General features: G+C 38.9%; 18 protein-coding genes and 1 pseudogene. 15 read left to right on the top strand and 4 right to left on the bottom strand.

Annotated elements, in window-relative coordinates; translation table 11 throughout:
- Positions 1-10: 10 nt before the first annotated feature.
- Positions 11-127 (bottom strand): annotated as a pseudogene (locus tag RS130_RS19525) (helix-turn-helix domain-containing protein); the annotation flags it as partial.
- Positions 128-240: 113 nt separating this feature from the next.
- Here RS130_RS19525 and RS130_RS19520 point away from each other — a divergent pair.
- Positions 241-363 carry a hypothetical protein gene (locus tag RS130_RS19520; RefSeq protein ID WP_316027304.1) on the top strand — a complete coding sequence of 41 codons (123 nt, stop codon included), beginning with the start codon at positions 241-243 and terminating at the stop codon, positions 361-363.
- A 608-nt stretch (positions 364-971) separates the two neighbouring features.
- Positions 972-1,073 carry a helix-turn-helix transcriptional regulator gene (locus RS130_RS23955; RefSeq protein ID WP_428982874.1) on the top strand — a complete coding sequence of 34 codons (102 nt, stop codon included), beginning with the start codon at positions 972-974 and terminating at the stop codon, positions 1,071-1,073.
- A gap of 84 nt (positions 1,074-1,157) precedes the next feature.
- Here the strand turns inward: RS130_RS23955 and RS130_RS19515 are convergent, their stop codons facing one another.
- From RS130_RS19515 to RS130_RS19505, 3 genes are all read right to left on the bottom strand, one after another.
- On the bottom strand, positions 1,158-1,289 hold the full coding sequence (locus tag RS130_RS19515) for a hypothetical protein (RefSeq protein ID WP_316027303.1): 132 nt from the start codon (positions 1,287-1,289) through the stop codon (positions 1,158-1,160).
- Positions 1,290-1,902: 613 nt separating this feature from the next.
- The gene (locus RS130_RS19510; protein ID WP_316027302.1) at positions 1,903-2,448 is read right to left on the bottom strand and encodes a TnsD family Tn7-like transposition protein; all 546 of its coding nucleotides are present in this window, start codon (positions 2,446-2,448) and stop codon (positions 1,903-1,905) included.
- A 697-nt stretch (positions 2,449-3,145) separates the two neighbouring features.
- Positions 3,146-3,760: a DNA-binding protein gene (locus tag RS130_RS19505; protein ID WP_316027301.1), complete on the bottom strand. Its 615-nt coding sequence runs from the start codon at positions 3,758-3,760 to the stop codon at positions 3,146-3,148.
- A 139-nt stretch (positions 3,761-3,899) separates the two neighbouring features.
- Here RS130_RS19505 and RS130_RS19500 point away from each other — a divergent pair, with 139 nt between their 5' ends.
- From RS130_RS19500 to pglX (RS130_RS19445), 13 genes are all read left to right on the top strand, one after another.
- Positions 3,900-4,787: a WYL domain-containing protein gene (locus RS130_RS19500; protein ID WP_316027300.1), complete on the top strand. Its 888-nt coding sequence runs from the start codon at positions 3,900-3,902 to the stop codon at positions 4,785-4,787.
- Complete coding sequence (locus RS130_RS19495) at positions 4,788-5,399, top strand: DUF1819 family protein (RefSeq protein WP_316027299.1); 612 nt, start codon at positions 4,788-4,790, stop codon at positions 5,397-5,399.
- Complete coding sequence (locus RS130_RS19490; RefSeq protein ID WP_316027298.1) at positions 5,399-5,899, top strand: DUF1788 domain-containing protein; 501 nt, start codon at positions 5,399-5,401, stop codon at positions 5,897-5,899. The genes RS130_RS19495 and RS130_RS19490 overlap by 1 nt, the downstream gene beginning before the upstream one ends.
- A gap of 112 nt (positions 5,900-6,011) precedes the next feature.
- Positions 6,012-6,266 (top strand): hypothetical protein, encoded by a 255-nt coding sequence (locus RS130_RS19485; protein WP_316027297.1) that lies wholly within the window; start codon positions 6,012-6,014, stop codon positions 6,264-6,266.
- 14 nt (positions 6,267-6,280) lie between these two features.
- On the top strand, positions 6,281-9,685 hold the full coding sequence (gene brxC / locus RS130_RS19480) for a BREX system P-loop protein BrxC (protein ID WP_316027296.1): 3,405 nt from the start codon (positions 6,281-6,283) through the stop codon (positions 9,683-9,685).
- A 15-nt stretch (positions 9,686-9,700) separates the two neighbouring features.
- A complete protein-coding gene (locus tag RS130_RS19475; protein ID WP_316027295.1) occupies positions 9,701-10,939 on the top strand; it encodes a hypothetical protein in 1,239 nt (412 codons plus the stop codon).
- Positions 10,939-11,166: a hypothetical protein gene (locus tag RS130_RS19470; RefSeq protein ID WP_316027294.1), complete on the top strand. Its 228-nt coding sequence runs from the start codon at positions 10,939-10,941 to the stop codon at positions 11,164-11,166. The genes RS130_RS19475 and RS130_RS19470 overlap by 1 nt, the downstream gene beginning before the upstream one ends.
- On the top strand, positions 11,154-11,690 hold the full coding sequence (locus tag RS130_RS19465; protein ID WP_316027293.1) for a DEAD/DEAH box helicase: 537 nt from the start codon (positions 11,154-11,156) through the stop codon (positions 11,688-11,690). The genes RS130_RS19470 and RS130_RS19465 overlap by 13 nt, the downstream gene beginning before the upstream one ends.
- A 17-nt stretch (positions 11,691-11,707) precedes the next feature.
- The gene (locus RS130_RS23950) at positions 11,708-11,902 is read left to right on the top strand and encodes a helicase-related protein (protein WP_428982873.1); all 195 of its coding nucleotides are present in this window, start codon (positions 11,708-11,710) and stop codon (positions 11,900-11,902) included.
- A 67-nt stretch (positions 11,903-11,969) separates the two neighbouring features.
- Positions 11,970-13,037, top strand: a complete 1,068-nt coding sequence (locus RS130_RS19460) for a hypothetical protein (RefSeq protein ID WP_316027292.1) — start codon at positions 11,970-11,972, stop codon at positions 13,035-13,037.
- 12 nt (positions 13,038-13,049) lie between these two features.
- Positions 13,050-14,525 (top strand): DNA-processing protein DprA, encoded by a 1,476-nt coding sequence (locus RS130_RS19455; protein WP_316027291.1) that lies wholly within the window; start codon positions 13,050-13,052, stop codon positions 14,523-14,525.
- A 5-nt stretch (positions 14,526-14,530) separates the two neighbouring features.
- Entirely contained in the window at positions 14,531-16,207 is a 1,677-nt protein-coding gene (pglX, locus tag RS130_RS19450; RefSeq protein WP_316027290.1) for a BREX-1 system adenine-specific DNA-methyltransferase PglX, read from the top strand.
- Positions 16,204-18,138 carry a BREX-1 system adenine-specific DNA-methyltransferase PglX gene (pglX, locus tag RS130_RS19445; RefSeq protein ID WP_316027289.1) on the top strand — a complete coding sequence of 645 codons (1,935 nt, stop codon included), beginning with the start codon at positions 16,204-16,206 and terminating at the stop codon, positions 18,136-18,138. Before pglX (RS130_RS19450) ends, pglX (RS130_RS19445) begins: the two co-directional genes overlap by 4 nt.
- Position 18,139: the final 1 nt, after the last annotated feature.

Below are 18,139 nucleotides of genomic sequence, written 5' to 3'. Positions count from 1 at the left end.
CTTTACAATATTATACAAATTCATAAACCGTAAGGTTACGTTGTCCTCGCTCTATTTTGCTGACAAATTGGTACGGTTCCTCCAATAATTCACCGAGTTGATGAAGTGTTAACCCTTGTTCTAAGCGCTTTGCCTTTAGCCATAGGGTTAACTCGTGATGCTATTAAGTATTAATTGATTTTATCATATTGCCGCGATTATGAACGCGCGTTACGATTTCCCTAAATCAGGGAGTTTATTATGAAAAATAATGAGGATTCGAATGGAAATGTTTTTCAACGGAAAGTGGTGAGTAGCTTACTTTGTATGCAACCAGAACTTACTGGCTTGATTTCGCCAATTAAATACGAGCATCATGTGTGAGTAGATTATTGTTTGAAACTGAACGGTGACCAGCTATTACAATTAATCTCAGCTGGTAATTCGGGAGTTTCATAACGAAAGTTTAATTATCAGGATAAGTTATCGAGAAGCCCTTCAAAACTCTAACCTATATTGTACTGCTTATTTTCAATTAAACCTTGATTTTGATCTCCTATACTACAATCAAGGTTTAATTCTTGCGTCTGAGCAAGGTTTAACCTTGATTTTGATCTCCTATACTACAATCAAGGTTTAATTCTTGCGTCTGAGCAAGGTTTAACCTTGATTTTGATCTCCTACACTACAATCAAGGTTTAATTCTTGCGGCTGAGTAAGGTTTAACCTTGATTTTGATCTCCTATACTACAATCAAGGTTTAATTCTTGCGGCTGAGTAAAGTTTAACCTTGATTTTGATCTCCTATACTATAATCAAGGTTTAATTCTTGCGTCTGAGTAAGGCTTAACCTTGAATTTGATCTCCTATACTACAATCAAGGTTTAATATTCGCTTTATTATTTGGCTCAACTAAACCCGATGTACCATAAACCATAATATCTACTCCATTATCAACTGATAAGTTAACCGAAAAGCCCTAAGAGTGTTTAATACGTATTAAGGGAGTCTGTCTGTTAGTCAGCGTAAGTCGTTCCACTATTTACAGAATGTTAGATGAAGGTAGTATCCCTAAACCTTTAGATTTTAGGTGAGCGGTTCAAAGCTTGGCAGAAAAAAACAGTCATTGATTGGATAAACTCGCATGCTTTGGCTTAATCTTTTTATTAAAAGCTGCCTCATTCTTGGTCACCCTCGTCACTACAAGCAATTGACGATACTGCGTTATACACTGCTTTCAAGCTTTCTATACCTTGAGAAGCCAGCTCAATCGGTTTCTGCCCCTGGAAAGGTGAATTCTGATTGTTCATTGCCATGAATCCGTAAATGTTACTCGGATTAGAGAAAAGAGTTCTTAGTTCTGCATGTATATTAAGAATGAGTGAAATTCGAAGCTCCAGGGACGTAGACCAATAAACTTTTGAAGGTGAGTCAACGAATTTGTCATAGTCAGCTTTTGCTTCAAAGCCAAGAATTGTTTTTTTTGCGACTCATTAAGCTGCCAGAGTTCTAGCAGTCTAACGACCGCTGAAGTGACTGCCATCTTACTATTGTCATCCATTAGTATGCTCACTATCGTTTCACCTGAGAGGCCATTTGATGCGCAATAATTTAAGTGCCAATTTCGGTGGAGTCCCGATCCTTATAATATCAATTTCATCCGATGTGACCGATACGCTTTCAAAGCTTTTCAAAAAGTAAACTGAGCTTTGCGTTATCGCTGCGAATCCGTTATCGATTTTTTTAAGTTTGATAATAGGACTTGTACAAATCCAAGGAACTATAGCAATCCTGTCGGTTCCGTCAGTAACAATCGTACCATACACAAAATTAGCTTTGGGCTCATTTTCTACACTTATATAAATTGCGTCTGTTATTTCATCAGTAAAAATCATATTTCATTCTCAATTTTAATCTAGTCATTTATTTACTTAAGTCAGCTGTTGGTAAAGCAGAAAACATGAACTCAAAGGGCGTGAGCATTTCGTTCAACTCCTCCAAGAATTGCCTTATGATGTTTGTCATTCGTTCTTCGCTTAACCCCGAAGCGTGCAGTAAAAACCAACGCCGAGTAATATTTGGATGTCGATTAGTAATTCTGCGTATTTGATATTGAGAGATTGATTCAGCGTAGCGCGAGAGAGTCATTGAAGTTAACGGGAGTTTATGTGAATACTTTTCAACTGTTGGAGTATTACTAAGTTGAAACATGAGCCAGCGTTTTGTTGCCCGGGGCAACGACAAACCAGCATCAATCTTTGAAATGATAGCAAACAGAGTTTTTACCAAAGCTAAGTTCCGCTTACGCCAGTTGACTCTGTTATTTACGTATACTCGTTTTGCTTTATGAACTTCGTTTATCTGTAATAACCAGCCTCTATCTGCTCTGTAAAGTTTTGTATAAAGAGCTTGGATTCGACTCCTAGCAATTTTAGATGATTGCTTTTTAAGTTTTGATCGTATCGTCACATGATACAGTCCCATTCAATTCAACTGAAGTAAGCATAATTAAATTATTTTGAATGTCAATGCTGTAAGTCATTGATAATAATAGTTAAATTTAAAAAATGATTGACAAAACGTATCAGAGTGAAAATTTATGTTAATCGTTAATTTTTATGAGAAATTTCAAATGTTGGGCTATACAGAGAGGAATAGGCCTGCACGGTTTTGTAATGGTCTAATTATTCAAAACACATTGTTGGAGGTATCATAACCAAAACCAACGAGGTAATAATGAGTAAAAAATTTACATTCGACTGTAAGGGCTGCAATATCTAAATCGATACATAACATTATATCCGTGATAGGTATCTTTTCTCCATTTAGGAAAACATCAACGCTAAAGGAATTTTCTATTACATGTTTATTAGTCATCACAAGGAGTTTCTCAAAAAAACTGAGCCTTGACTAAATTCATTCCTAAAGTGGTTTTTTGCAACCACTTCAACAACAGATTTTGATTTTTTTCTGAAAACAGAGGATGCCGAAGCTCACACAATTGTGTTAACTAATGCTAAAGATATGATTATTACGTATTTAATTTCTCGCATACTTCCATATAGCTGAGTTAGGACTTGACATTATTTTACCATTGTTGCAAAAAAGCCCCCTAGCAAGTCCACACATAAAATTATGATTGATTTCAATAATTATAATAATCCAGCTAACTTGACTTCAAAATTTCAAGTTGTCCCTCTAGCTTGCCGAATTCTCTCTGTAATGCAGAATACTCAGCCTCTTTGGCTTCAAGTTGTACTATGCGCTCTTTTAATGATTCGAGTTGTCCTGTCAGCTTGGAGTTTTCAGCCACATGTTGTTCATTCCTTTGATTCAAAGTACTAATCTCGGTTTGCAGGTCATCAATTTTTCTGTCACTTACCCCCATAGCGCGAAAGGCATCTTGTTCAACTTCTTTTAGTTCTTCAATTTTATTGTTGAAATCATCTATTGTCGATTTAACCCGCTTTTCAGCAACTTGCATTGCTACTTTAAAAGTACCGTTGGTAAGGCTTATTAGCTGTTTTGACGCGGTTTTAAGATTTTTCTCAAGAGCATCTTGTATTTCAGTCGGTAACTCGACCTCATCATTTGGTAACTCAGTAATGTTTTCGCTTTTTAGCTGATTTAAGTGCTGCTCCCAAATTTCCTTGATGCGTTCTGGGCTGCCACCGCCTAATTGTTCTCTGATTGCAAAGGGCGTTACTCGCTTCTCCAATGCTTCAATACTCCTACCAGCATCGACAATTTGTTCTACTGAATACTCTGCAACTCTACCCATAACGACTCCAAAATAACTTAAGTAAGTTAATTAACTTATTTAAGTTTAGTCGAAATGAATAATGATGCAATCTAAAAAACTTGCCATGAATTCACTTTTTGAACATACTTAGTTCACAAAAGTTTAAGCGTATAAATGAATGGATTTAAAAGAGATTAGTTTTTCTCAAAAGCAGCGGTTGGCTTATATTGATTTTAAGTTGCTATTTACTGGCCATGTAACGCGTTCCGAGGTGGTACGTCATTTTGAAAAAGGGCTTACCTCGGCTTCAAGTGACATAAACCAGTATAAAGAGCTGTGCCCTGACAATTTAAAATACGATGCTAAAGAAAGGAAGTATTTTCAAACGTCAGCATTTAAACCTCTTTTCAATCATGATCCTCGTAAAACATTAGTCAAATTATCGAACCAAATAACAGATGGGTTTGATGCAATTGGCGATATTACCTTTCCCGTTGAAGCTCCTAGCCAGTTAAATATTCCAGATATTTTTATCGTTGCGAAGCTAATCCAAGCCATTATCAACGAAAAGCCTGTCAGTGTTATATACACATCGCTATCAAGCGGCTCAGGTGCAAGAGAAATGGTTCCTCATTCCATAGTTGATAACGGATTACGTTGGCATCTCAGAGCCTTTGATCGAAAGAGTAGTAGCTTTAGGGACTTTGTATTAACACGCATTACAAAAGTCACCATAAAGGAATCACCGATAGATGCTGGTGAAGGCAAAATTGAAGATCATCAATGGACACGTATGATGCCTCTTCAGTTAGTGCCCCATCCGCACAATGTAAATCATCCCACTGCAATTGCATTGGATTACGGCATGGACAATGGTGTGCTCTCAATTAATGTAAGAGCTGCCATGGTTGGATATCTATTGAGACGTTGGAATGTAGATTGTACTGCCGATGCAGAATTAGTTGGCGCTGAATACCAGCTGTGGCTGAAGAACCGACAAACGTTGTTTGGTGCAGAAAATTTGGCTATTGCACCAGGGTATGTGCCCGAAATGGAAGAGTTATAAATGGTAGCAAGTTATAAATCCTACAAAGACTATCTTGGTGACTTAATTGGTGGCAGTCTGATGTTAAAAGAGAGCCAAATTGTTGCAGAGTTGTTGCTTAAAAAGCCGACTCAAGAGGAATGGTTAGAAGCAATCGTTAATCGTAATGTGCTACAAAAACGCTCCGATGCATCTGCTAAGCGAAACGCTTCAACAATTAAAAAGCGACTAGAAGGGATGAGTGATGAATACATGGAAAAAATTGCATTTGGTAGCTCAGAGCTATCAACACAATTGATGTTTGCAGCAACGCTTATCAATTCCACACTGCTTGCTGATTTTATGCGTAATGTTGTATTAGATGCAAAACGTATGTTCCGCGAGAGTTTAGATGCAGGCGACTGGGAATCTTTTTGGAATGATCGTTCACGCTTGTTCCCAGAGTTCGCCGACATGACAAAGTCGTCAGTATACAAAATTTCTCAAGTCGCTTTTAAAACACTTGCTGATGCGGGTTACATAGAAACTACGCGCAGTAAAAGATTACAGAACGTGTTTTTATTGCCTGAAGTAAAAAACCTTTTATCAGCTATTGAGCGTGATGACATTATCACTGCAATGGAGTTGCATTAATGAGTAAACAAGTGAAAGTCCTGAGCACACGGCTCGACCAAATTCTTCCTAAAATAGAAAGTGAAGACTTCCTTAAAAACCAAGGTTTAGGAAACGAGATAGGATTTTATGTTTTTGACTATCAGCCAGAGTCCGAATTAGCAGTGCGTGAGCATTTAGAGTTTATGACTGATAAATTAATCAAACGTGGGCGCAACTTCACCAGCATTAATTTATTTGCTGCCATTATCGAATTATTAAGCTCTCGAAATCTAACCGAACGAGCATTCAAAGTTCAAAAAGAGCGTGGCGACGAAGCATTATTCAACGCGCTTAAAGGACCGCTTGAACAAAACAGAGTCGCTGAATTTATCGCTTCAAAAATCAACTTAGACAAGACTGAATTTATCTTACTACATGGCCTTGGTAGCGCTTGGCCAATTATTCGTGGGCATGGCTTGTTAAACGCCCTCCACGCCAAAGTAGGCAATGTACCTACAGTATTATTTTATCCTGTGTGAATATGACGGCACAGCACTAAAACCTTTTGGGCGCATTGCATCAAATAATTATTATCGAGCATTTAAATTAGTTCCGTAAACGGACGTATAAAAATAAAAAGGACATTGTAGTATGCAAATTAAAAACTTATTTTCAAAAGATATTAATCGTCCAATCAACGGCGTAGTAAAAGCGGATCAATTAGAGAGCAGTACGATATTTACCGAACTGGATGAATATGTGATCACCAACGAACTAGCTAAGCACTTTGAAGAGTTCTTCGATGCATATATGCCATCAGTCCGAGATCCAAAAGCAAAGGCAGCGTCAGGTAAACTCGGCATTTGGGTGAGTGGCTTTTTGGATCAGGTAAATCGCACTTTATAAAAATACTCTCGTATTTGCTGCAAAATATCACTGCCACTGATGGAACCATTGAAAAATCAGCGATTGCATTCTTTAAAGACAAAAACTTAGATGGCTTTTTATTAGGTGAAATTGACGCCGCAGTCACCAAAGAAAACACCGTTATCCTTTTTAATATCGACAGCCGCGCTAACACCGATGATGGTGACGACGCTATCTTAAAGGTCTTTCTAAAGGTATTTAATGAGCAAATGGGCTTTAGTGGCGATCATCCGCACATCGCGCACTTAGAGCGTGAGTTAGATCAACGAGGCGTCTTCAGTAAATTTAAAGAAGAGTTTAACGCTCGCACTTCGGCTGATTGGATTGAAGAGCGCGATGCGTATGATTTTTATCGAGACGATATGGCTGATGCCCTTGGGAAAGTGACTAATCAATCCACAGAAGCTGCACGCCAATGGGTAGAGCAATTAGAGAAAAACTTTACATTAGACGTATCCAATTTTTGTAAGTGGGTTAAAGAATACTTAGACGCCAACGCTGACCGACGCGTATTGTTTTTCGTCGATGAGGTAGGCCAATTCATTGGTAACAACACCCAAATGATGTTGAAGCTACAAACGATCACCGAAAATTTAGGGACTATTTGTGAAGGTCGCGCATGGGTTGTTGTTACTTCACAAGAAGACATCGACTCTGTTATAGGCCATATGGCAGGCTCAAAAGGACATGACTTTTCCAAAATCCAAGGTCGTTTTGAAAGGTTGTCATTATCAAGCTCAAATACAAATGAAGTTATTGAAAAACGCCTTTTATCCAAACAAGACGCAGCCAGAGAAACACTACAAAGTTTATACGATGAAAAAAGCGACATCCTCAGAAATCAACTCGCCTTTGACAATACAACAACTGCTGAGTTAGCCAATTATAAAGACGCAACCAGCTTTGTTAATAGCTATCCGTTTGTGCCATATCATTACACATTGGTACAAAAAATCTTTGAGGCTATTCGCAAAGCAGGTGCTACTGGTTTGCATTTGAGTCGTGGTGAACGCTCATTGCTTGATGCCTTCCAAAGTGCTGCCAAAGAAGTTCGCGACCAAGAAGTGGGTGTGCTTATTCCGCTGTATTATTTCTATCCAGCAATTGAGAGCTTCTTAGATACATCTGTTAAACGCGACATCGACAATGCGGCTGACAAAGATTCAATTTCACCCTTTGCCTTAAATTTATTAAAAACACTGTTCTTAATTCGTTATGTAGATGTCGTCAAATCTACACTAGATAATCTCGTCACCCTTTGCGTTGGTAAGGTAGATGAAGACCGTTTGGCATTGCGCCGTGAGATTGAACAGGCGCTAAACGCTCTTGAACAAAATTTGTTGATTGCACGCCAAGGCGATGAGTACATTTTCTTAACTAATGAAGAAAAAGAGATAGAGAATGAAATTAGGGAAACGGAAATTGAACTGTCTGATGAAACCAAAAAGCTAAGCGACTTGATTTTTGATGACATATTGCGCCGTGACAATATCTATCGTTACCCCGAAAACAAGCAAGATTTCCCCATCAGCCGTTTTTGTAATGGCTCGCCACGTGATGGCGCTCAAGAAAATGATTTGGTTGTAAAAGTAATATCTCCCATTGATCCTAATTATGTTGAGTACACCTCAACTGTTTGCGCCAACCAATCTCAGGATGGAAATAACGGCGCGATTATTGTTAAGTTAGATGAAAGCACACATGTATTTGATGAAATCAGAACTTTTATAAAGACCGACAAGTTTCTTCGACGAAACACGGGGAATCGTCCTGAACAACAACAACTTCTACATCAAAAAGGTGCTGAAAACCAAGAGCGAAATCGTCGTATTAAAACGGAGATTGAAGGACTTTTAAAAGACGCAGAGTTTTTCGCCTTAGGCTCACAACAAAACCCTAAAGGTGGCTCTATAAGTGTCATATTGCACGAGACCTACAGGTACGTAGTCGAAAATACCTTTAGCAAACTCAAGTTAGTTAAACCATTTCTGAGTGATATTAGACGCGAAATACAAAACACCTTGGTAGCTGATGATATTAGTCAAATTGGATTAGACCTTGGCGCTGCCGAAGTAAATCCTCTTGCTACAGTTGAAGTAGAAAAGTTTATTACGCTTGGTGATGACACTGGTAGGCCAATCACAGCAGAAGACATAGTTAAACGCTTCTCAAAACGTCCCTTTGGTTGGAATGATGAAGAAATAGTGCTCATCATTTGCCGCTTAGCGTTGGCAAATAAAATTAGTTTTCAAATGCGCCAACAAGACGTACAGCTCAAAGCTGCTTACGACAATCTAATGCAGGTAAGAAAGCGTGCAGAACTGCGAATACGCCGCATAAAGCAGCAATCTGAAGCCAACCTCAAGCGTGCTACAAAGTTGTTTAAAGATATTTTTGGTAAAAATGCACCGGATAGTGAAAAAGAACTGTTCAATGTTGCACATACAAATTTGAGTAACATGAAAACCAAATTAGATGCCTTTGCAAATAAAGCATCAACGGGTCATTACCCAGGTGTGAAAGATATTGAAAATGGCAGGGTGTTACTAGCTGGTTTACTTGAGTCTCAATCCAGCTACTTATTTATCGAAAAATTCTTATCAAGCGACAGTGAACTGCTAGATTTCGAGGAAGATTTTCAAGACTTAGAGGACTTTTATGAATCCCAGTTTTCGACTTGGCAGAAAATGCACAGGGCGTTGACTATCGATTTTGATCGTAATCGGACGGCGCTGGAAAAAGATACTAATGCAAATGCGGCCATGCAAAAGCTTGAGGGCATATACAACAATGACCACCCTTATCGACTAATTCGAGACATAGAGCCACTAATTGAAAAGGTCGCAAAAGTAAACGAAAGTATCTTGTCTGAAAAACGCGCCCATGCAAAGTCGCGCATTGAACATCGTATTGAGCAGGTTCAAAAGCATGTCAAAGACGCAAATGTTCCCAGTGAACTGAGTAATAAAGTGCTGCGTCCGTTACAACTCTCGTTAAAACGACTTGATGATCTATCCGGTGTTGCTGAAATTCTTCAAGAACAAGCTGATTCAATTAATCTTGAAGAAGACGCTTATGAGCTAATCAACAAACATATTGAAGCACAACAAGCTTTGCTCAGGAAAAAAGCGCAGGAAGAAACAGCAAAAGCAAAAAATCGATCAGACCAAGCTAAAAATGATATTAACGGCGAATACACTCCAGCGCCTTCCAAACCTGAGGGCGTAACAGAACCAGCGCCTAAAAAGATAGTGTCAATTGATACGGCTAGTGTAATGCGAGATGTTAATAGCGCGGGCATTATTGAAAACGAACAAGATATTGATAATTACCTCTCCGCGCTAAAAGTGAAGCTAATTTCGCTTGTAAATGGCAATAATAAAGTTCGTATTAAATAGAAACTGGGAAATGAAATGGATTTTTTCTTAAGTTTATTTAAAAGTAAAAAAAGTAAATTAATTGAAAATAGAGCTAATTTGGGGATGCTCAAAAGAAAGCTTGTGCTTCATAACGAGGTAAAGTTAGAAGCACGTAAAAATAAGGTTCCTTTAATTGCAGCACAAGCAAAACTTCAATCGGTCTATATGCAATGTTCGCAAAAGCGTAAAAGATTAAAAGACGAATGGGAGCGAGCATATTTAGGTTTTTCTTGGTGGAATAAAATTAAGTACCCAGAAGAGTTAGATTTATCTGAGCTTGATGGACATATTTTAAAGGCCAAAAAAGCCTTAGATGCATTTAATGATATGTATAGCGAGCAAATAGTAAAAATAGAGCAACATTTCACTAATTTAAAACAATTGAGTGAATCGCGACTTTTTACTACGTACAAAAAATTAGACCAAGCGCTAGAAAATGCTCAAGTTAAAGAAGTTAACAATACCTCATTACATGCTGCATGGATTGCTGGGATGTCTATTCCAGTATCCATTGCGGACGATCTTTTTTCAGCGGAACAAGTTTTTGATTCACTTAGAGCGGTTAATAGTAACTTCGAAGCCATGTCAAACCTCGAAATATGGTGGGAAACATTGTGGATGTCGCCCCAGAGTTATGCAGGGTTAGTAAGTTTAACTAAAGGTGCCTATTTCGAACAACTTGTAGCTAACGACACAGGTGGAATATTGCATGAACACTTCAATCATCCAGAAACTGATATCACCATCGATGGCATTGAAATGCAGATCAAAGCCACAGACAGTATTAGTTATATCAACTCTGTTGATGATGATATTCCGGTAATTACAACATCTGAAGTTGCTTTAAACACAGATGCTATAGATAGCGGGTTTCGTAATGAAGATATTTCAAACACTGTTGGTCTAGCAATGGGCGGCAGTGTTGTCGATGTAAAAGATACGTCAATAGATGCCATTCTAACAGGCGTTGGATCCCTTGGTATTTTTTCTACTATGCTAGGCATCAATCATGCTAGCGCTGAATACGAGAAAGGTGTTGACGGCGCAGAAGCAATCTTTAAAGGCGCAGGAGTTGCCATAGAGGGCACCGCTAAAGGTTTAGTTGATGCCAGCGAGATGGCGTATAACGTTGCTATGTCGCGTCCAAGCCGTTTTGTAGGTAGGACACTTTTAAAGGGCTTAAAAAAACTAGACGATAAAATGATGGAAGCAGATTCTAAGGATAGAAAATAATGAGAGATGTAGCACTTAGGCACTTGAAACAGATGACTGGCGTGCATGAAGCAAATTTTCATGCAGACCAATGGGAATCGATTGATCAACTGATCAATAAACAAAAACAACTGTTAGTTGTACAAAGAACAGGATGGGGTAAGAGTGCTGTCTATTTTATTTCAACAAAAATTAGGCGTTCACAAGGGTTCGGCCCAACCTTGATCATTTCTCCTTGTTATCACTGATCAGAAACCAAATAGACTCGGCAGCTAAATTAGGATTACAAGTCGTTTCCTACAACTCAGCTATGGACGATAGTCAAAAGAGAACTGCTGAACAATCTATATTGTCTGGACAAGTAGATGCAATTATTGTGTCCCCAGAGCAACTAGGTCAAAGTTATTTTGCAGAGAAAATTCTCAACCAAATTAGTGACAATATCGGCCTATTTGTAGTAGACGAAGCCCACTGTATATCAGATTGGGGGCATGATTTTAGGCCTGATTATAGTCGCATTGTACGTGTGCTAAATAACATGCCAAACAACCTACCGGTATTGGCTACTACTGCGACCGCAAACAACAGAGTAGTAAATGATATAAAAGCGCAACTTGGCGAAAGACTAGCAATCATCAGAGGATCACTTACCCGTAAAAGTCTACGATTACAAAACATAAATATTTCAAATAAATCTGAAAGACTTGCGTGGTTAGCACAAAACCTAAAAAACATCCACAGGCACAGGTATTATTTACGCAAAAACGACTAAAGACTGCGAGATAGTGGCTGGATTCCCTACAAACTTGTGGCATAAATGCACAGGCCTATCATAGTCAGCTTGAATCAGACGAAACAAAAGAATTATTAGAAAATGCCCTGATCCGAAATGATATTAAAGCGCTGGTTGCAACATCTGCATTGGGCATGGGATTTGATAAACCTGATCTAAGTTTTGTGATCCATTATCAGTCGCCTGAGTAACGTAGTTGAGTATTACCAGCAAGTCGGTCGTGCAGGTCGAGGCATTGACCACGCAATTGGAGTATTGATGTTGGGAACAGAGGATGCAAAAATTCAGCAGTATTTTATTGATAATGCCTTTCCTAAAGAACAACAAATCAATCAGCTTCTACAAGTAATAGAAGAAAAAGACGGCTGCCGACTGTCTGATCTTGAGCCTGAGGTCAACTTTTCTTCAGGCAAAATAAAAGAGATCATCAAGTTTTTAAGTATTGAAAATCCCTCTCCCATCTTAAAAGATGGAAATCAGTATTTCAGAACCCAATTCGATTACCAACTGCCCCATGAAAAAATTGAGCGATTAAACAACGTCAAACAACAGGAATGGGAAAGGTTAAATCAATATCATAGCGAGACCTCATGCTTAATGGCATTTTTATCCGCAGAATTGGACGACCCCGAATCGGGACAATGTGGAAAGTGTGAAAACTGCCATCCACAAGGCAAATTACCCACTCAAATATCCAATGAACTAGTGTTAAAAGCGAATGATTATTTAAGGCATAGATACATTCAAATTAAGCCAAGAGCAACTTTCGCAAGTTCGGGTGACAATGCCCGCCTTGCCTTTGCTCAATATGGTTTTCCTTACAAAAACAGTAAGCTTAAATTTGAACCAGGAATGGCGCTGTCATCATGGAAAGACGGAGGTTGGGGAGACTTAGTTGCTGAAGGTAAAAAATGCGGTCAATTTAGTCATGATTTAATTGCTCCAATGGTTAAAATGATTAACAGTATCGAATATGAAGAACGTCCTACCTGGCTTACTTATATACCATCTCCCAGACACCCCAACTTAGTTAAGAACTTTGCTTATGCATTGGCAAAAGCGTTGGGAGTAGAATGTAAAGATAATATCTATGTAGCCACAGAGCGCCCGCCACAAAAAACAATGGAAAATACTTTTCATCAGAGTAAAAACTTAGATGGAGCTTTTGGTATTGACACAACACAAGGTTATGCTGCGCCAGTATGGCTATTAGATGATGCTGTAGACTCAAGATGGACCTTTACTGTGGCAGCAGCATTGCTAAAACTTCACGGGGTGCCAAAAGTGGTCCCTATTGCCCTGACTAGTACCAGTAGTAAAAATTAAAAGAAGATAAAAATGACAAGTGAAAATACCAAAACAATTTTATTGCTTACCAGCTACTTCAATTCTAATGAAGTGGGCAGCTTTAAAGTGCTATCAATTAATGAATATGGATATTTAGCTTGCTGGTTACATCAAAACAACTTTAAACCAATCGATTTATTAGATGATATAAAGTTCGATAGTATTTTTGAAATGTGGGACAAAGCCTTAAGTCATGTGAGTGCGAAAAAAATAGTAGATTTTTCGCGACTAGATAACACCATTGCTAATATCACTTACGAACGAATAAAGGGATTAGTCGCTAGAGGTGCCAGTCTAAGCATGGCATTAGATAAATGGCAAAGTGCTGGTGTGTGGATTATCGATCGTCAACACCCACACTATCCGCAAGCGTTTAAAAAGCATTTAAAACACCGAAGCCCAGCTTTGTTATTTGGAGTAGGTAATTCAGAATTACTCGCGCAAAAATCCATCGGGTTTGTAGGCTCCAGAGACTGCCAACTATCCGATGAACAAGCTACCAACCATTACGTTGAGATAATAAATTCGCTAGGCTATCAAGTTGTATCAGGAGCGGCCAAAGGTGTAGATAGCCAATCAATGCTTGCCTCGCTCAATAACGATAATAATGCAATTGGGGTAGTGGCCGATGGGCTATTTAAAGCCAGTGCATCCAAAAACTGGAGGCAACCTTTAAAGGATAATCGTTTAGTGCTTATTAGCCCATTTTTTCCTGAAGGGCGATTCACGCCAGCCAACGCGATGGCGCGTAACAAGTATATTTATTTACTATCTCAAGCCACTATAGTTGTCACGTCTGGTGAAAAAGGCGGAACCTGGGAAGGTGCAATTGAAAACCTTAAAAAAGATTGGGTACCTTTGTTTGTGTCAGCCCATCAAACGCCCTTACAAGCTGGTAATCAAGCATTGATTGATGGCGTGAGCCTACCCACAGGAGCTGCAAGCGCGAACACTATTACCTTAAATGACTCACCTGAAACATTGAATCAATCAATATTGGAACAAAAGAAAGGAACAGGAACAGGAACAGGAACACCCAAAGTCTCCACTGAAATATCAACGGTTCAAACACAAAGTGATCTGTTTTCGAACGATGACATGGTTGAAGAATGCACCCATATTAAGTCAAAAAAAGGTGAAGATTTATCAGATAGAGATACGAAAACAGAAGAACAAGTTGTTACTCCGAAGGCTTTAGAGGACAAAGAGCAGCAGTCTGTTGAGATGCCTTTGTTAAACCAGTTTTATACCCAACTGTGCGAATTGATTAGCCAGCAATCAAACAAAATAGTGTCTAAATCATTACTCGAATCCTATTTTCCAGAGTTTGAAATTATCAGTAAAACCGCCCTTGATAAGTGGCTAAAACATTTGGTTGAACAAAATAAAATAACAAATCCCAATGCAAGAAAAAAAGAGTACGGTTTGCCGTCACAAATTGATGCAAAAAATAGATTAAAGGACTAACAAAAGTGAACACTAAAAACTTAAAAGCCTATGCACCTAAAGCCCGTCGTCAGTTCATCGCAGCAGTTAAAAATCGCGCGGCTCAGTTCGGTATTTATGAGGATAGGATTGAAGAAGTCCGTATCGAAGGCAGTGCAGCAATTATCGAAGGCCGCGCATTTACCCGTAAACAAGGTGAGCAACGGAAACAGTTAGAAAAAAGAGTAAGCGCTCGCGGTTATGAAGTATTTATCCGAGAAATGGCCTACACCTGGTTTAACCGTTTAGCCGCCATTCGTTATATGGAATTACATGACTACCTAGACCATGGTTTTCGTGTGCTATCCCACCCAGCTAGTTCAGAAAGCCTACCAGAAATCCTAGGTCATGCATCTGGTGTGGCAGACTTACTAAAATTAGATAAAAGCCACATTATCGAGCTTCAATTAGCAGGTGATAAGGAAGAACAACTTTATCGCGAGCTTTTACTTGGTCAATGTCATCACTTGTACAAAATCATGCCGTTTATGTTTGAACAATTAGATGATGCCACCGAGTTATTGCTGCCGGATAACCTGACAAAAACTGACTCTATTCTAAAAGACTTAGTTAATGACATCCCAGAGGAAGACTGGCGAGAGATTGAAGTGATAGGCTGGTTGTATCAGTTTTATATCTCGGAACATAAAGATTCAGTTATTGGCAAGGTAGTTAAATCAGAAGACATCCCCGCTGCCACACAGCTTTTTACACCAAACTGGATAGTGAAATACTTAGTACAAAACTCTCTCGGCAGACAATGGTTAGCAACCTATCCTGAGTCTGAGCTAAAAAGTAAAATGAAATACTACATTGAGCCTGCTGAGCAATCTTCCGAAGTGATTGAGCAGCTTCAAGCCATTACCCCGACTAGTATAGATCCTGAAAAAATCAAAGTTCTAGACCCAGCAGCGGGTTCAGGCCATATATTAGTCGAAGTCTATGAACTACTGCGCGAAATCTATTTAGAACGTGGCTATCGCTTACGCGAAATCCCAGAATTGATACTAAATAAAAATATCTTTGGTCTGGATATTGACGACAGGGCTGCGCAACTTGCCGGCTTTGCTCTCATGATGAAAGCTCGTGAAGATGACAGACGCATTTTCCAACGAGTTGAAGACGGTCAAGTCTCACTGAATGTTTATTCGGTGCAATCTACTGAGAACTTGGATGTCCCTAAACTTTGGAAAGCATTAGATTTAGAAGGTAATCAACAAACAGGCTCTACAGGCAGCTTATTTGAGGTAGCTGATGACTTTGTTGAGCAAACTGGCATTTGTAAAGAATATGTTGAACTACTTCAAACGCTTAAATCAGAATTTTTACAAGCAAAAACCCTTGGGTCATTGATACAAATTGACAGTCAAAACTTGAAAAATTTAGTTGCTTTAAAAGAGTTTTTACAAGTAAGCGAGAAAGGAACTGATCCTTCAGCCAAAAAAGCAGCTCGTGATTTATTGCCTATAGTGAATCAGGCGATTTTACTTGCTAATCAATATGATGTCATTGTCGCTAACCCGCCTTACATGGGGGCTAAAGGCATGAATAAGGAGTTGTCTAGCTGGTTAAAGGTTCACTATGCTTCTTCGTGTGCCGATTTAATGACTGTGTTTATGGAAAGCTCTCAAAGAATGAGTAAATTAGGTGCTTTTGGGGAATGATAAATCTCCCGTCTTGGATGTTTTTGGGGGCATTCGAAAAACACCGTATAAACATTATGTCCCAAAATGGGTTTGATTCGCTGTTACATTTGGGGAGAGGAATATTCGGCTCAGATTTTGGTTCAGTTGCATTTGTATGCAGGAAGTTGAACAAATTTAGCAGCTATAACGGTTGTTATCGCCGCTTATTTGAAAAGCATGTTGAGGTTCGTAGCCCTGATCTGATTAAAGAACTGTTTTTTAAAAGTGCATATGGAAAGTTTAATTTTGATCAAACGAATTACTCGTTGTTGCCTGGAAGTCCCTTGTCGTATTGGCTTGATAGTTCAGAATTATCTCTTTTCAAATCAGGCAAGAGTGTTAAAGAGCAATGTATCAAAATATTAAAGGGAATGTTTACAGGCAATAATGAACGCTTTTTAAGGTTTTGGTTTGAGGTAGACATAACGAAAATTAGAGCAGGTGAATGGAAAAAGTATAATAAAGCTGGAGGATATCGAAAATGGGCAGGTATTTCCCTTCACGTAGTTGATTGGCGTCAAGGTGGGAAAGAACTCAAGTCCTTCGATGGTGCCGGAATAGGGCCGATTAAGCATTTTGGTAAGCCTCATATTGTATGGGGTAAGTTAACCGCGGGTGCTCCTAGTTTTAGATATGACGAAGAAGATATCTGGTTTGATGACGCTTCACCGGCCTTACTTTTAGAAGAGCCTAACTGGGGAATGTTAGCTTATTTAAATAGTAGTTTGGTGCAAAAATTATTAGGAGTGATTAATCCAACAGTAAATTATCAGGCGGGTGATGTATCAAAGATTCCGTATCTTGCGCCAGAGTTGGAAATAAAACTATCCCCGCTGGGTAAAAGGGCATACGAGATATCAAGTAAGGATTGGGATAGAGGGGAATTGTCATGGAATTTTTCTAATGCAATTAAAGACCAAAGCATTAATGAGATTGAGTTGTTTTGTGAAAAACTGTATCACCTTGGTGTAGAAACAGTTGACGAATTGAAAAATATAGAACAAAGCATCAACGATATTATAAATAAAAAACTAGCAGTTAACGTCCTTGAAAACGTTAGTTATACGGACATTGAATTATTAATTAATCCATTTAACAAAGGTCGGCATGAGAATGTAAAACCTGACTTTTTCGGCAATAAGTTAATTGAATTATTAAGTTATTCAATTGGTTGCATGATGGGCCGTTATTCATTAGATCAAGAAGGTCTAGTGTATGCCCATTCAGGGAATGAAGGCTTTAAAGAGTTGGTTGTAGAAGGAGCTTATCAAACTTTCCCAGCCGATAACGATGGTATTATCCCATTGGCTTCAGAAGATTGGTTATTTGACGATGATGCCACCACTCGCTTTAAAGAATTCGTGAAAACAGTTTGGGGTGAAGAGCGTTTAACTGAAAATCTAGAATTCGTTGCCGACAGCCTTTGTTTGCACGCATTGAAACCAAAAAAAGGCGAAGGCGCGATGGATACCTTCCGCCGTTACTTCTCAACTCAGTTTTTTAAAGACCACTGCAAAACCTACAAAAAGCGTCCAATCTATTGGTTGTTTAGTACAGGCAAAGAAAAAGCTTTTGAATGTTTAGTTTACCTCCATCGCTATAACGAAGGCACGCTATCTCGCATGCGAACCGAGTATGTTACCCCGCTAATGGGTAAATACGAAGCCCAACATACTCTGTTAGCTGAGCAGCTAATTCAAGCAACAGGCACAGAAGCTCGTATTATTGAAAAAGACCTAAAAGCACTAGATAAAAAACAAGCCGAACTGCGCACCTTTGATGAACAACTAAAACACTACGCTGAAAAACGCATCACCCTCGACCTAGACGACGGCGTAAAAGCCAATTATGGAAAATTCGGCAACCTACTAGCCGATGTAAAAGCGATCCACGGTCAGGCGGTGAAATAGT

This window comes from Paraglaciecola aquimarina (assembly GCF_032464635.1).
Taxonomy (GTDB): Bacteria; Pseudomonadota; Gammaproteobacteria; order Enterobacterales; family Alteromonadaceae; genus Paraglaciecola; species Paraglaciecola aquimarina.
The sequence above is the reverse complement of the archived record's forward strand: the minus strand, read 5'-3'. Positions and strand labels throughout refer to the sequence as shown.

Excerpts from the sequence above, each read along its gene's own strand:
- RS130_RS19520 (WP_316027304.1), top strand. The coding sequence starts at position 241 with ATGAAAAATAATGAGGATTCGAATGGAAATGTTTTTCAACGGAAAGTG.
- RS130_RS19515 (WP_316027303.1), bottom strand. The coding sequence starts at position 1,289 with ATGAACAATCAGAATTCACCTTTCCAGGGGCAGAAACCGATTGAGCTG.
- RS130_RS19505 (WP_316027301.1), bottom strand. The coding sequence starts at position 3,760 with ATGGGTAGAGTTGCAGAGTATTCAGTAGAACAAATTGTCGATGCTGGT.
- RS130_RS19500 (WP_316027300.1), top strand. The coding sequence starts at position 3,900 with ATGGATTTAAAAGAGATTAGTTTTTCTCAAAAGCAGCGGTTGGCTTAT.
- RS130_RS19495 (WP_316027299.1), top strand. The coding sequence starts at position 4,788 with ATGGTAGCAAGTTATAAATCCTACAAAGACTATCTTGGTGACTTAATT.
- RS130_RS19490 (WP_316027298.1), top strand. The coding sequence starts at position 5,399 with ATGAGTAAACAAGTGAAAGTCCTGAGCACACGGCTCGACCAAATTCTT.
- RS130_RS19485 (WP_316027297.1), top strand. The coding sequence starts at position 6,012 with ATGCAAATTAAAAACTTATTTTCAAAAGATATTAATCGTCCAATCAAC.
- RS130_RS19475 (WP_316027295.1), top strand. The coding sequence starts at position 9,701 with ATGGATTTTTTCTTAAGTTTATTTAAAAGTAAAAAAAGTAAATTAATT.
- RS130_RS19470 (WP_316027294.1), top strand. The coding sequence starts at position 10,939 with ATGAGAGATGTAGCACTTAGGCACTTGAAACAGATGACTGGCGTGCAT.
- RS130_RS19460 (WP_316027292.1), top strand. The coding sequence starts at position 11,970 with ATGTTGGGAACAGAGGATGCAAAAATTCAGCAGTATTTTATTGATAAT.
- RS130_RS19455 (WP_316027291.1), top strand. The coding sequence starts at position 13,050 with ATGACAAGTGAAAATACCAAAACAATTTTATTGCTTACCAGCTACTTC.
- pglX (WP_316027289.1), top strand. The coding sequence starts at position 16,204 with ATGATAAATCTCCCGTCTTGGATGTTTTTGGGGGCATTCGAAAAACAC.